Below are 13,399 nucleotides of genomic sequence, written 5' to 3'. Positions count from 1 at the left end.
TTTATTGTGCATAACACCTGAAATGAGTAAAAGGTTTAACATTATTGACTTTTCCTCATTATACAGGCTTTTTATTATCTAAGCAACTGTTTTTGTGTGGCGTTGAGATATTCTTTTCAACACCCTTATGATAGATATTTTTTACCTTATTCTCTCAGGAAAAACAACGGAACTGGTGCCCGTGCATCGGATTAGCTGTGTGAACCCGGAACTTGCTCTTACCTTGCTAAAAAACATCGTATCTCCTCTTGCACTGTTGGAATGCCTTTGTGTTTTTCCGGCTGATGTGCCAGATAATATCGGCGTTTGTACGGATGTCGTGATTCGTTCCTATCGAAAGATCGGGGTAGTGCCTTGAAAAATCTATTTTGACATGCTGTCCTTTTGCGGTACTATAAAAAGACAGGAGGTGACAACGTGAACATAAAAAGTGACATTAAACCAGTAAGTTTTCTCAAGAGCAGGTCTGCTGAACTTCTCAACCAGGTAAATAGTACGCATCGTCCGGTTATAATAACGCAAAACGGTGAGCCCAGAGCTGTACTGCAAGACCCTGAAAGTTATGAAAATATGAGAAATGCTATTGGGGTACTAAAGCTTCTTTCGCAGGGTGAAGAGGATGTAAAAAATGGTGATACCCTTACTCAAGAGGAAGTATTCGTCAATATTGAGCGTACGATAAAAAATGGCGAAAAGATATGAGGTGATATGGGCAAAAACAGCGGAAAATGATTTGTTGAAAATCATAGAATACATTGCGCAGAACAACCCGGCCAATAGTATACGAATACTGAAAAAGATAAAGAAACAAACAGATGAACTGTATCATTCGCCCAAGCGATGCAGAATTGTTCCTGAATTACATGATCAGGGAATCACCCAATATCGGGAAATGGTTATTACGCCTTGGCGTGTAATGTATCGTATCTCCGATGATAAAGTCTATGTTTTATCTGTTTTTGATTCAAGGCGAAATATTGAAGATATTTTACTGAAACGTTTCGCTCAAAACATTCTTTAATGTTTGGAAACAGAGTAACAGCCTGGGAAGCCTGAGCAACCAAACCGATCACAATGTATAACCGTACACAACACTCTACTTAACATGATACGATCCCAAGTAAAATCACTTATTGACCAATGTTTCCAGCAAGGTGTGGGCCAAGGCCTCTGGTCTGAAGCTGCTGCAAGTCGTTACAACGTAGAAGTCCCCCGCCATGAAGGCCAGGGCGATTTCTCCACCAACTTTGCTATGGTACTGGTTGGCAAGGAAAAACGTAATCCCCGTGAAATCGCCAGCCAGCTCGTGGATTTGCTCAATAAAGATGATGAGCTGCTGGATAAAGTAGAAATCGCCGGACCTGGTTTTGTCAATCTCTTTCTTAAGCCTTCGGTCTGGAGCACGGTTCTTGCCCCCATCAACGAGCAGGGCAAAGACTTTGGCCTCTCAGATGTTGGTAAAGGCAAAAAGGTCATGGTGGAGTTTGTCAGTGCCAATCCCACTGGTCCTCTCAGCGTAGGGCATGGTCGTAATGCTATCCTTGGAGACACCATTGCCCGTCTGCTCAAGGCCACAGGACATGATGTGACTCGTGAATATTATTTTAATGATGCAGGCCGTCAGATGCGGGTCCTGGCGGACTCCCTCAAGGCCCGTTATCTGGAAAAGCTGGGCCTGGAAAATGCATTCCCGGAAGACGGCTACCAGGGTGATTATATTTACAAGATTGCCCAGGCCATGATAGATGAGGCCGGAGAGGGGTTTAAAGATGCAGAACAGGCTGTTTTCCGTAAGCGGGCCCAGGAAGCCATTTTTGTTGATATTGACGCCACGTTAAAACGTATTGGTATTGCCTTTGACTCCTATTATAACGAGCATACTCTCTATGAAGGCGGCATGATTGAAGACGTGGTTGCAGAACTTCGCTCTAAAGACCTTGTTTATGAGAAGGAGGAAGCAACCTGGTTTAAGACCAGCAAATTTGGCCAGGAACAGGATCGGGTAATTATTAAGAATACTGGCGAGCCCACCTATCGCCTCCCGGATATTGCCTATCATCGGGAAAAATTTCGTCGGGGCTTTGACTGGATGATCAACGTGTTTGGTGCTGATCATATTGCTACAGTACCCGACGTATTAGCTGGTGTTGAGGCTCTGGGTCTTGATAAATCCAAAGTCCATGTTGTTATGTACCAGTTTGTCACCCTGCTCCGGGATGGTAAGCAGATCAAGATGTCCACCCGTAAGGCCACCTTTGTCACAGTAGATGAACTGGTGGATGAGGTGGGGGTGGATGCGCTGCGTTTTTTCTTCCTGATGCGGAAACCAGATTCCCAGCTGGAATTTGACTTAGAGCTGGCCACAGCCCAGAGCCAGGAAAATCCGGTCTATTATGTCCAGTATGCTCATGCCAGACTGTGTTCCATTGAGCGGATGGCCCAGGAAAAAGGCGTCAGCTTGCCCGTACTGGCTGAAACCGATCTCTCAGCCTTGCAGGCAGAGGAAGAATATCAGCTGCTCAAAACCCTGGCAAGCTATCCGGCTTTGGTGGCTGATGCAGCCACTGACCTGGCACCCCATCGAGTTATCTTTTTCCTCATGGAATTGGCTGGCAATTTTCACTCCTTTTATAATAAACATAAGGTGGTCACAGAGGATCAGCAGCTCACAGCAGCCCGGCTTTGTCTTTGTCAGGGGATAAAAACTGTACTCGCCAATGGTCTGGATCTGGTGGGGCTGACTGCCCCGGAGAAGATGTAAGAGGATAACTGTTATATTGGAATATAGCGGAATTGCTCTGGCAGGAGGGTGACTCAAAGGAGTCACCCTTATTAACACTACTTTTCTTCCACAGGATACTCTTCTTTATTTTCCTGGCGGAACCATTCCTTCCAACCGCCTTTGAGCGCATAGACTTCTTTGAGTCCTTTTTCTTCAATCAACGTGCGTGCCAAACTGGCACTGCTACCTTCGTTGTTTCAGGCGCAGTAAATAACCAGTTTTTTTCCCTCACGCTCCTTTGTAATACCGGGCAGCCACTCATCAATGGCGTCTGCTGCTGTCCGTCTTGCTCCTTTGATTTTGAATTCACTGGATTTCCAGTCTTTTCCAGACCGGGTATCCATAATAATGACCTCACCTGAGCCCATTGCTTTCTTGAGTTCTTCTTTGCTCATACGCGGAGCTTCAGCAGCAACAGCTGCCAAAGAACCAGCAAAGAGGAACAGTGTGATGAATAAAACAATTTTCTTCATGTTGTTTTCTCCTTTCTTGCAGAGGTATTGATAAAAAACTGGCAGATCGCAATCAACATGCCAGCACTGAGAGCAGATAAAATACAGAGAATAAGCTGTTGTTGTTCAGGATCTCCCAAAGGAAGCCCTATGAGAACAATACTCAGCGCTAATGTGCTGAGAAGGGCTGGGATTGGCACAAGACCCTTTTGTCTATACAGCCAAAAGAGAGCAGCTATGCAACGGGCCACCATGTACAGAAGCCAGAGAAAAAGAGCGGCCCGCAGGAGATTCTCAAGCAATGTTTCGCCAGCAAGGCCTGTAGCCATTGCCACGCCTATACAGGCAGCAAGTAATACGGGCAAAAACAGTTGTGGGTTTGTATAGGCCTTTTCTTTATGCTTGCTCAATGGATCTGTGAGCATGCGTTGGCAAAGAATGAAAAAACCATTTACGGCTCCGCAACTTCCTGCGATAACAATAACTCCCATGATATAACGACCAGGATTACCTAAAATTTTTCTTGCCGTGGTCATGTGCGGAATACCTGATGAGGCAAGGCGTTCCAGCGTGACATTATTCAACGAGGCTGCAACCCAGATCAAAAAGAGGACAAAGCCTATTGCTGGAATAAGGATAGTGCCAGCTCTGTTATGTCTTTCCCCAGGAAAGAGGGTCCCCACATAAACAAGCGGTAAAAAGATAAGCACTTGCCAGGGAAAGAAAGAGGTGCTGCTGGCCCGCCCTTGATCTGCTAAGGTGGTTACCATTATATTGGGAGAGGATAAAAATATTCCATAAGCACTGAGAGTAAGTAAACCCAGCATTGTGATACCAATAAAAAATACCTGGGCACCCAATTTGATTTTTTCAGTAAAAAATTGCAGACCCGTAAGCAGGCCAAGAAGGAGAAAGGCAAAACCAAAATTTGGAAACCAATACAGGAAGACTTCGTTAAATGCGTAGCCTGCTGTGACTAAGAGGGCCGTTGCAGAAATAATGGTGAGCGGAAGTATGGCAGCAAATGTAAGCGTACTTATGAGTATGCTGGAAAAGGCCTTGTTGTTTTGTGCTGGAAAATCATACGCTGGAAGATCCTGATGCGTAAGAAGGGCAGCACAGATCATAAAACAGAGGGTGATAAGTGCAAAAGGTGGGAAGATTGCCCAGCCAGCCTGTCCTGCAAGATTGCCGATAAGAGCCAATGATTCTGGGGAAAACATCCAGCAGCAACCAAGAGCCAGAGCAGAGAGAAGAGAGCGTTTCATGAAAAAAAACCTGAGTATTTATACCTGCTCCGATGTGGGAGCATACTTTGTTATTAACCTCCTCATGTCTCGGAAATCATGCATCTGATTTCATCAACATGATAAACCAAAGAACGCTACTCTTCAAAAGAAAAAGTTTTTTTATCCAAAGGATGGCCCAGAAATGAGCATGATATAAAGAAGTATCGTTGTCACCAAGGGAAAAAAATGGTACCTTTTTCCTGAGCCATATCATATTATCCCACCACAGCGAGTGGGAGTTATTGGTATTATTTTACCCCAAACCTTCCTTACTTCTGTAACTCATGAAAAAAACCCATAATGCCATTACCGGGAATGGCTCCCCCCTCTCAAAATACCAGGATATCATGGTAGGTAACCGCTCCTGGATGCATTTTCTCTACTATGAATGGTGTCAGTTCTTAGCCCCTGTACCTGGGGTACTGGGTATGGCCTTACGAAAAATTTTTTGGCCAGCCCTGTTTGGTTCCTGCGGGAGGGGGTGTATGTTTGCCTCTGGTATCACCTTGCGTCAACCTGGCAGGATCTATCTTGGTAACGCTGTGGTTATCAGCGAAGGCTGTATTCTTGATGGTCGTCATGAAGCAGAGCCTGTTTCCATCCGTTTTGGTAATAATGTCATTCTTTCCAATGATGTTATGATTTCCTGTAAAAACGGCAGGATCAGTATTGGAGATAATTGCGGAATAAATGCCCGGACCATTATTCAATCCACCAGTAATTGCCCTGTGGTTATCGGGACTGACTGTATTGTTGGTCAGCAATGTTTTCTGGTTGGAGGCGGGAGTTACCATATTGATCGTTTGGATATCCCGATGAGAGAGCAGGGAATACGCAATGATGGTGGCGTACATCTTGAGGAGGATGTCTGGCTCGGAGGTAATGTCACTGTGCTTGGTGGGGTGACCATGGGCAAGGGCAGTGTGGCCGGAGCTGGGGCGCTCCTGACCCGTTCTGTTGCTGACTATACAGTTTCTTTGGGTGCTCCGGCTCAGGTTGTAAAAAAACGTACCTCTACAGATTCTACAGATAGCATGGATAGGGCGGATAGAGCATGAGGAAAGCTATGAGTGGTACGAAAAAAAAGCAGCTCATCCTTGCCTTTAAAATACTTTTCAGTTCCACGTTGATGTTTTTGCTCTACCGGAGGATTCCTCTGGATGAACTCAAGGGCGTCTTTGCTTCACTGGAATATATCTATTTTCTCCCGATTTGTCTGTTGCTTTTTATCAACACCATACTGAGTGCCTTGAAGTGGCGTCTTTTTCTTCTGGCTGATGGCGTTGATATCCCTTTGTCAACCTTGACCATGACCTATTTGATCGGCAGCTTTTACAACCTCTTTCTTCCATCAAATATTGGCGGAGATTCCTATCGCATCTACGATATAGCGCAAAAAAGCAGAGACAGTGTCCGTTCTGCTGCCTCTGTATTTGCTGATCGTTTTTCCGGTTTTCTTGCCCTGGTTTCTCTGAGCCTGATTTCTTCGGTATTGGTGGCCCGGGAATTTAACAACCTGTTCTTTTTTCTCGCTCCCTTGCTGATTTTTCTGATTATGCTGGCTGCGCTCATTGCTCTTGTCAAAGAAAAGCCGCTACGAATTCTCCTGAGCTTGACCCGTTTGGATCGATTTTCTTTTTTGGTTAATCTCACGGAAAAATTTTTTCGTTCTTTTCAATGCTACGGGGCTGACCGCAAGTTGCTCAGCCAGGTGATGCTGATCTCCTTTAGTTTCCAACTTTCAGTTATTGTGATTGTCCAGTTACTGGCCCTTTCTCTCCATGCCTCTGTGCCGTTTTTTTATTTTAGCGCCTTTGTCCCGTTGATCACCTTAATGGAAGCCCTGCCTATTTCTGTGTTTGGTCTGGGATTACGGGATATGGGCTATGTCTTTTTTTTTGGTTGGGTGGGCATGACAGATGTGCAGACCAGATCTCTTGCCTTGCTTTTTTTAGCAACAGCAGTGGGATATTCTTTAATCGGTGGTCTTATCTATGTAGTGCGTCTTTTGTGGCCAGAATCAATCCGGCCAGCAGACAGTTGTCCTGAATCCTGATTTGAGAGTATTATGCTGAAAAGTCGTTATTTACTCAACACCCTCTTGTCCCTTGGCATTTCTCTTTTTCTCCTCGCTTTGCTGATTCATGGTGTTGATGGAACTGCAGATCTTGCTATCAGACCCAAACTTTATTCTGTCCTGACCCGAACCGCCTGGAACGCTCTCTTGCTTTATATGCTGGCAAGTGTTGTTCAAACTTTTTTTCGGGCAATCCGCTATAGGGTACTTTTAAAGAGTTCACTTACAAAGGATGAAGAGTTGCCCAGCCTTTTCTATCTTTTTATAGTTACCATGAGCAGAAACATGTTTATAGACATGCTGCCAGCCCGTTTAGGAGAATTGAGCTATGTTGCTATGCTCAAACTGGGGTTTAAGGTCAGAACAGATGCCTGTTTAAGCTCACTTGCCCTTTCCTTTGTTTTTGACCTGATTGCTTTGGCTTTTTTGCTCCTGGCAATGATAGGATATCAGCTCTTTTTATCCGGGGTTGAACTCTGGCTGGTTGTGACCTTGGTTATCCTCTTAATTATTTGTGGCCTTTTTTTGCTGATCCTTTTTCCCGTGCTCCAGCAGGTGAGTGAACACTTGACCGGGAGATTTGATCAAAAGGATCGTCCTGAGAGTAGATTGGGGAGGATACAAAAAAAACTTATTCATCTGATTCAAGATACCTCTGACTCTGTACAGAGTGCTGCTCAACAAGGAGTCATAGGACAGGTATTGCTTCTCTCCCTGGGAGTTCGTGTAGCCAAGTATACAGGATTATATCTTCTTTTCTGCGGAGTAGTTGCCAGCTCATTTACTGATATCACCAGAAATGTGACAGATGTTGTTATCGCCTTAATCAGTGCTGAAGCCGGGGCAGGACTGCCCATACCAACCTTTATGAGTTTTGGCACCTATGAGGCAGGTGGCACCTTGGCATTAATTGCGTTAGGAGTCAGTAAGGCAAGCTCTGTGGTGGTGATGCTTGCCCTCCATATCTGGAGCCAGGTTATTGATTATGCCTTTGGGATCGGAGCAACTGTTTTTTTTGCCCTGTATATACTTGATCTTAATCTATTTTTTAAAGACACTTTGTCCTCCTTTTCTGGAGCAGGGCAGCAAAACATCAATACACGGCAAAAGAAAAACTGGAAAGCACTTGCTTATGTATTAGTTCTTTTTCTGGCAGGCGTTTTTTTTCTCGGTTTTCAGTTCTGGAAAACACAAAAAAAAGGCTGGTTATACCCGCCCAGTCCGGGCACGGCTATCGCGTTACCAAGCACAGCAGCCCAAAAAACAAGCCCTGTTTTTGATGAGCTTCACGGGTTCGTTATCTGGAGTAGTAATAGGTTTGGCAATCATGATCTGGTGATGTTGACCTTGCCAGATTTGAAGTTGAGTCGTTTAACAAATGATCTGCACACAGAGTTTTTCCCGCGAATCTCGCCGAATGGCGACAAGGTCCTTTTTTGTCGCTCCCAGGAACCTTGGGTTTCTCAAAGGAATAAATTTGCCTGGGATACCTGGATACTGGATTTATCAACCGGAACAACCCGGTTACTTGCGAAAAATGCGCTCACGCCTACCTGGTCCTCTGATGGTGAAAAGGTCTATTTTCTTCGTCAGGCAAATCAGTTTGTCGAATATACCCTTGCCAATCAAAAAGAAACTGTGGTATTTGAAACAGGAAAAGATGACCTTTCCCTGAGCGCCTCAATTCAGCTGGAGACCCCCGTATGGAGCGAAGCTGAGCAGGCCCTGGCTGTAACCCTGCGTGGCGGCGCACGAGGGACCTTTGTTATTCATAAGGATAAATCCATCCAGCAGGTCGGAAAAGGCTGTCAGCTCAACTGGGCACCTGACTCTTCCTTTCTTTATCTGGTAGATCATGCCAAGGCAGGCGGGAATGCTTTTTTCAGGGTAGATCCAGAGACCTTGGAAAAAAAGCTGTGGTTTGATGCCCCAGGAGCATTCAGTCATGAATATTTCCCCAAGGTCTCCAATACCGGTGATATGCTGGTTTATGGTGCAAGCACAGGTGGACATGAGCACGACAGGGCAGATTATGAAATTTTTCTCTGGCCCATTGGCACCCCTATGGGGAATACAGCCCGCCTGAGTTTTCATACCGGTAATGACAACTGGCCGGATATTTATTTATATTAACCTCCTTGATTTCAAGAGATAAAGCATAAAGGGATAAAGTGTGAAATTATCTGTAGTTATTCCTGTTTATAATGAAGAAGAAAACATCAACCTTCTTTACGAAGAGCTGAAAGGTGTGCTCAACAGCCTGGAGCATGACCACGAGATCCTCTTTGTTGATGATGGTTCAAGTGATGGCAGTTTATCTTTGCTGGAAAAAATACAAAAACAGGATCAACATACTGTGGTGGTCTCCTTTCGTCGAAATTTTGGCCAGACCGCTGCCATGTCTGCGGGTTTTGATTATGCCACCGGAGATGTGATTGTGACCATGGATGGGGATATGCAGAATGATCCCCATGATATTCCCATGTTCCTGGAAAAAATGGACCAAGGCTATGAGTTGGTCAGTGGCTGGCGTCATGATCGGCAGGATCCCTTTCTGAATCGCCGCCTCCCTTCCATGATTGCCAATAAGGTCATTTCGGTGGTTACCGGGGTTCATCTCCATGATTACGGGTGTACCCTGAAAACCTTTCGTAAAGAAATCACTCAGGGTATTCGTCTTTATGGCGAAATGCATCGTTTTATCCCAGCCATTGCCAGTGGTGTGGGAGGCAAAATTACTGAGGTCAAGGCCAATCACCGTTCCCGACGTTTTGGCACTTCAAAATACGGCATTTCCAGAACCCTTCGGGTTGTTTTGGATCTCATGACCGTGAAATTCCTGCTCAGTTATGCAACCCGGCCTATTCATGTCTTTGGTACGCTTGGCCTGCTCAGTGGTGGGTCAGGCTTTTTGATTGCCCTGATCATGACTATCCAGCGGATGTTTTTTGATGTCCCTATGGGCAACAGGCCGCTGCTCTTGCTGGCAATTCTGCTCATCCTTATGGGAATGCAGTTTATTTATATGGGCCTGTTAGGTGAACTCCAGGTCAGAACCTATCATGAATCCCAGGAAAAACCAATCTATGTGGTGCGCAAGGTTTTTGGTCGTCAGGATCAGAAAGACCAGGAAGAATAAGCATATTCATGAAAAATGATCAGAACCTGGCGGTCAATATTGTTATCCCGAATTGGAATGGATTGCGCTTCCTTCCAGCCTGTCTCGCCTCAATACAACAGCAGACTTTGAGTTCGTTGCAAATTACGGTTGTTGATAATGGGTCCAGCGATGGCTCGTTGGAATATTTGCACAAGCATTATCCACAAATACAAGTTATTGCATTGCCTGAAAACAAAGGTTTCAGCGCAGCAGTGAACAAGGGGATACTGAGCAGCACTGCTCCTTTTGTGTTTCTGCTGAATAATGATACGGAATTGGCCCCGGACTGTCTGGCTCGTCTTATGGAGGTTGCAGCAGAGCAGAAAGAGTTTGTCTTCTTTTCACCGAAAATGCTCAATTTTCATGACCGGACAATCCTGGATGGGGCAGGGGACGGCTATCTACGTGGAGGAGCCGGGTATCGTTTAGGGACTCTGGAATCAGATGGACCACTATATAATGAGCCTGGCCCGATCTTTGGGGCCTGTGCTGGTGCGGTACTCTATCGCCGCTCCTTGTTTGATCATATTGGTCTGTTTGATGAAGATTTTTTTGCTTACCTTGAAGATGTGGATCTGAATCTGCGCATCAATCATGCAGGCAGAAAAGGATATTATGTGCCTGCTGCCAGGGTGTATCATATTGGCAGTGCATCCAGTGGCTCTAAGATTAATCCTTTTACAATTCGTCTTTCCACCCGTAATTCTTTCTATGTGCTGCTCAAAAATTATCCAACCCGCCTTTTTATGCGTTTCTTACCTGTTCTTATAATCTATCAATTTTTCTGGTTCCTCTTTGCCATAAAGAAAAGGCAGATCGTGCCGTATTTCCAAGGGGCAAGGGAGGCATTGAGCGGCATGGGGCAGATGCGGAAAAAACGGAAGGAGTTAAGCAGCTATGATTCCCTGACTGTGGATGAATTTGCTGCGTGTCTGACAGCAGCAGAGAAAACCGTTGTCCGCTCCATTATGCAGAGGCGGAGTGGGGAAGGCAAGAGCAACTGGTTGCTCAAAGGGTATGTGTTTCTTTTTTGCTAATTTTTAATCGGGCTACTCAGAGACTCCTTTTCACCATTCCCTTAACGATTCTTTTGGCCTCATTGTTGTTGGCCTGTCCGGGAGGAGCTTACTTCCTATGGTTCTGAAAATGATGAAAAAGATAAACCTTGGAAGGTGAACTAATTATGATTAAAGAAATAACTGTCGAAAACTGGAAAAGCTTTAAAAAATCAAAATTTTATATCGACCCTTTAACAATACTGATAGGGGCAAACGCCAGTGGTAAATCTAATTTACTGGATACGTTTATTTTTTTGTCTCGTATTACTACGAATGTTCCTATTTCACGGGCTATTAACGGGGATGTAAATCTTCCCCCAATCAGGGGAGGCTTTGAATGGGTTTGCCGCAAACCATCAGATAGATTTACCATAAGGATGATTTTTCAAAAGTCCGGAAAACAGGATTACCAATATGTACTTACCTGTAAAGTCAACGATACAAAAGCAGAAGTGTTTTACGAAGCATTATCAATTCTAACACAATCCGGTAAAAATAAATCAGTAAAAGAGAAGTTTCTTTTTAAGACCGCAGAAGAAGAAGCCAACACTCCGGGGTTACCCACTTATTTTAGTACCGGTGCCCAAGGACGTGGAAAGCGTATTGATCTGAATCGCTCTCACTGTATTTTATCACAGGCTGAAACCCTTAACCTTCGCAAAGAGGTTGTTGAAGCTGTAAAAAAACTATTAAAGGAATTACAGGGCATATTTGTTTTTGATCCAATCCCAAGCCACATGCGAGATTATAAACCTTTTTCCGATACCCTTCAATCTGACGGTTCTAATCTTGCCGGGGTACTTGCTGGACTGGAACAGCAGAGGAAAGAGGAAGTTGAAAAAGAGTTGACATGTTATCTGAAAGACTTACCGGAAAAAGATGTAAAACGTGTCTGGGCCGAGCCCGTGGGTAAATTTCAGACAGATGCCATGCTTTACTGCGAAGAAGGCTGGAGAGCTGAGAAATATGAAGTTGACGCACGAGGAATGTCCGACGGTACATTGCGTTATCTTGCTATTGTTGCCGCTCTTTTAACACGAAAAGAAAATAGTTTGCTGATTGTGGAAGAGATTGACAACGGCCTGCATCCATCAAGGGCAAAGATTCTGGTTGATATGTTGAAAACATTGGGGAAAAAGCGAAATATTGATATTATTGTAACTACACACAATCCCGCCATTCTTGATGCTTTGGGTAACACAATGGTTCCTTTCATAACCGTTGCACATCGTGATAATAACACTGGTTCCAGTATTCTCACGCAGCTCGAAGATATCGAAGAGTTGCCCAAGCTGATGGCAGGCGGAACCATCGGCAGGTTGTCAACGGACGGTAAGATTGAACAGGCTCTGATGAGGGAGCATGCTGAATGAAAAAAGTGTTAATTATCGACACCAGTATTCTCTGCGTATGGCTTGCTGTTTCCGGAATGGATACCTGTGGCTCTGATAATGATAGATGGGATAAAGATAGGGTCCAGCTTAAAATTGAAGATGAGCAGGCAAAACAAACCACCTTTGTTTTGCCGCTGGCAACTATCATTGAAACCGGAAATCATATCGCTCAGGCTTCTCACAGCCGTAAAGAACGGGCAGATGCATTAGCTGAACTAATGAAAAAAAGTGCAGATCAAAAAACACCATGGGCGGCCTTTTCAGAACAAAGCACCTTGTGGACTGCGGAAAAACTGAAAGAACTTGCCGATTCGTGGCCGGAATTGGCTGCAAGTAAGCTGTCTATAGGAGATACAACCATAAAAGATGTGGCTGACTATTACGGGGAAATGGGATTCATGGTCGAAATCCTAACAGGAGACCAGGGATTGAAGGCTTATGAACCGGTGAAACCTATTGAAATTCCGCGACGGAGAAAAAGATGATGTTAGCGAAGCACCTGGGTTTCTTCAAAGGTGGTCCGTCAGTATTTTGAATCCTGTGTGGCCGAAGCAATGAAGGGGATTATCTGCCTACTGCCAGGGGGGATTGTAGTGGCAGTGCATCCAGTGGTTCTAACATAAATCCTTTTACTGTTTGCCTTTCCAGCCGTAATTCTTTCTATGTTTGCTGAAGAATTGTACAACCCTGATTTTAATTCCCCTGAATCATTTTATCCTCTCTGTTAAGCAATGGACTGCGAAAACAAACTCCATTGGCGTGATTGCCGCTCTACTTTTCGCGATTTTGAAGAAAACCAGAATTTATAACAACAAATGATCATTGATCATTGATCATTGTTGATTGGAGATTGTAAAGATGCCGACTACAGAAAAACTGAGAAACAAGCTTATGGCCAAGCTTACGGAGCTGTTCCAGCTGGATCAGCCGGATCTTGATTTTGGATTTTATCGTATCATGCAGGCCAAGGCGGAGCAGGTGAAATCTTTTATCGATAAAGACCTCCTTCAGATCATTGAAGATGCCTTTGGGCAGATTGATGAAGGCAGAAAAGCTGAACGGCTCATCGCAGATTAGTGGGGAACGCCATGTTCCGCAAATACTCTGAGCCTGAAATTTTCAAAATTTCTATATCCAAACGCAGTCCGAATAATGTTTCTTATGCTGTTATTGAGTCCTTCAACAAA

14 protein-coding genes and 2 pseudogenes are annotated in these 13,399 nt (G+C 44.6%); 13 read left to right on the top strand and 3 right to left on the bottom strand.

Annotation, left to right across the window (positions count from 1 at the left end):
- Positions 1 to 127 precede the first annotated feature (127 nt).
- From L2082_RS15080 to argS, 4 genes are all read left to right on the top strand, one after another.
- Positions 128 to 358: a DUF1287 domain-containing protein gene (locus L2082_RS15080; protein WP_446011922.1), complete on the top strand. Its 231-nt coding sequence runs from the start codon at positions 128 to 130 to the stop codon at positions 356 to 358.
- 59 nt (positions 359 to 417) lie between these two features.
- Positions 418 to 702, top strand: coding sequence for a type II toxin-antitoxin system Phd/YefM family antitoxin (locus L2082_RS15075; protein WP_446011921.1), 285 nt, complete (start codon positions 418 to 420; stop codon positions 700 to 702).
- Complete coding sequence (locus tag L2082_RS15070; RefSeq protein ID WP_446009483.1) at positions 686 to 1,021, top strand: type II toxin-antitoxin system RelE/ParE family toxin; 336 nt, start codon at positions 686 to 688, stop codon at positions 1,019 to 1,021. Before L2082_RS15075 ends, L2082_RS15070 begins: the two co-directional genes overlap by 17 nt.
- An 84-nt stretch (positions 1,022 to 1,105) precedes the next feature.
- A complete protein-coding gene (gene argS / locus L2082_RS15065) occupies positions 1,106 to 2,761 on the top strand; it encodes an arginine--tRNA ligase (RefSeq protein WP_446009484.1) in 1,656 nt (551 codons plus the stop codon).
- 77 nt (positions 2,762 to 2,838) lie between these two features.
- Here argS and L2082_RS15060 read toward each other — a convergent pair whose 3' ends face one another.
- Positions 2,839 to 3,255, bottom strand: coding sequence for a rhodanese-related (seleno)protein (locus L2082_RS15060; protein WP_446009485.1), 417 nt, complete (start codon positions 3,253 to 3,255; stop codon positions 2,839 to 2,841).
- Positions 3,252 to 4,502: a hypothetical protein gene (locus L2082_RS15055; RefSeq protein ID WP_446009486.1), complete on the bottom strand. Its 1,251-nt coding sequence runs from the start codon at positions 4,500 to 4,502 to the stop codon at positions 3,252 to 3,254. The genes L2082_RS15060 and L2082_RS15055 overlap by 4 nt, the downstream gene beginning before the upstream one ends.
- Positions 4,503 to 4,807: 305 nt before the next feature.
- Between L2082_RS15055 and L2082_RS15050 the strand changes: the two genes are divergently transcribed.
- The 9 genes and pseudogenes from L2082_RS15050 to L2082_RS15010 all read left to right on the top strand — a co-directional run bounded on the left by L2082_RS15050 (position 4,808) and on the right by L2082_RS15010 (position 13,289).
- Complete coding sequence (locus L2082_RS15050; RefSeq protein WP_446009487.1) at positions 4,808 to 5,581, top strand: acyltransferase; 774 nt, start codon at positions 4,808 to 4,810, stop codon at positions 5,579 to 5,581.
- Between the two features lie 8 nt (positions 5,582 to 5,589).
- Complete coding sequence (locus tag L2082_RS15045; RefSeq protein ID WP_446011920.1) at positions 5,590 to 6,579, top strand: lysylphosphatidylglycerol synthase transmembrane domain-containing protein; 990 nt, start codon at positions 5,590 to 5,592, stop codon at positions 6,577 to 6,579.
- A gap of 12 nt (positions 6,580 to 6,591) precedes the next feature.
- Positions 6,592 to 8,733 (top strand): lysylphosphatidylglycerol synthase domain-containing protein, encoded by a 2,142-nt coding sequence (locus L2082_RS15040; protein WP_446009489.1) that lies wholly within the window; start codon positions 6,592 to 6,594, stop codon positions 8,731 to 8,733.
- A 40-nt stretch (positions 8,734 to 8,773) separates the two neighbouring features.
- On the top strand, positions 8,774 to 9,739 hold the full coding sequence (locus L2082_RS15035) for a glycosyltransferase family 2 protein (RefSeq protein ID WP_446009490.1): 966 nt from the start codon (positions 8,774 to 8,776) through the stop codon (positions 9,737 to 9,739).
- 8 nt (positions 9,740 to 9,747) lie between these two features.
- A complete protein-coding gene (locus tag L2082_RS15030; RefSeq protein ID WP_446009491.1) occupies positions 9,748 to 10,797 on the top strand; it encodes a glycosyltransferase family 2 protein in 1,050 nt (349 codons plus the stop codon).
- 146 nt (positions 10,798 to 10,943) lie between these two features.
- The gene (locus L2082_RS15025; protein ID WP_446011919.1) at positions 10,944 to 12,191 is read left to right on the top strand and encodes an AAA family ATPase; all 1,248 of its coding nucleotides are present in this window, start codon (positions 10,944 to 10,946) and stop codon (positions 12,189 to 12,191) included.
- A complete protein-coding gene (locus tag L2082_RS15020; RefSeq protein WP_446011918.1) occupies positions 12,188 to 12,697 on the top strand; it encodes a hypothetical protein in 510 nt (169 codons plus the stop codon). The genes L2082_RS15025 and L2082_RS15020 overlap by 4 nt, the downstream gene beginning before the upstream one ends.
- Positions 12,698 to 12,883: 186 nt before the next feature.
- Positions 12,884 to 12,980: pseudogene (locus L2082_RS15015) on the top strand (KilA-N domain-containing protein); the annotation flags it as partial.
- 90 nt (positions 12,981 to 13,070) lie between these two features.
- Positions 13,071 to 13,289 carry a hypothetical protein gene (locus tag L2082_RS15010; protein WP_446011917.1) on the top strand — a complete coding sequence of 73 codons (219 nt, stop codon included), beginning with the start codon at positions 13,071 to 13,073 and terminating at the stop codon, positions 13,287 to 13,289.
- A gap of 14 nt (positions 13,290 to 13,303) precedes the next feature.
- Here the strand turns inward: L2082_RS15010 and L2082_RS15005 are convergent.
- Positions 13,304 to 13,399, bottom strand: a pseudogene (locus tag L2082_RS15005) (transposase); the annotation flags it as partial.

It is taken from the genome of Candidatus Electrothrix sp., assembly GCF_052785085.1.
The sequence above is the reverse complement of the archived record's forward strand: the minus strand, read 5'-3'. Positions and strand labels throughout refer to the sequence as shown.

Coding starts and splice junctions, on each gene's coding strand:
- L2082_RS15055 (WP_446009486.1), bottom strand. CDS start 4,502: ATGAAACGCTCTCTTCTCTCTGCTCTGGCTCTTGGTTGCTGCTGGATG.
- L2082_RS15070 (WP_446009483.1), top strand. CDS start 686: ATGGCGAAAAGATATGAGGTGATATGGGCAAAAACAGCGGAAAATGAT.
- L2082_RS15025 (WP_446011919.1), top strand. CDS start 10,944: ATGATTAAAGAAATAACTGTCGAAAACTGGAAAAGCTTTAAAAAATCA.
- L2082_RS15010 (WP_446011917.1), top strand. CDS start 13,071: ATGCCGACTACAGAAAAACTGAGAAACAAGCTTATGGCCAAGCTTACG.
- L2082_RS15020 (WP_446011918.1), top strand. CDS start 12,188: ATGAAAAAAGTGTTAATTATCGACACCAGTATTCTCTGCGTATGGCTT.
- L2082_RS15045 (WP_446011920.1), top strand. CDS start 5,590: ATGAGTGGTACGAAAAAAAAGCAGCTCATCCTTGCCTTTAAAATACTT.
- argS (WP_446009484.1), top strand. CDS start 1,106: ATGATACGATCCCAAGTAAAATCACTTATTGACCAATGTTTCCAGCAA.
- L2082_RS15040 (WP_446009489.1), top strand. CDS start 6,592: ATGCTGAAAAGTCGTTATTTACTCAACACCCTCTTGTCCCTTGGCATT.
- L2082_RS15030 (WP_446009491.1), top strand. CDS start 9,748: ATGAAAAATGATCAGAACCTGGCGGTCAATATTGTTATCCCGAATTGG.
- L2082_RS15050 (WP_446009487.1), top strand. CDS start 4,808: ATGAAAAAAACCCATAATGCCATTACCGGGAATGGCTCCCCCCTCTCA.
- L2082_RS15080 (WP_446011922.1), top strand. CDS start 128: ATGATAGATATTTTTTACCTTATTCTCTCAGGAAAAACAACGGAACTG.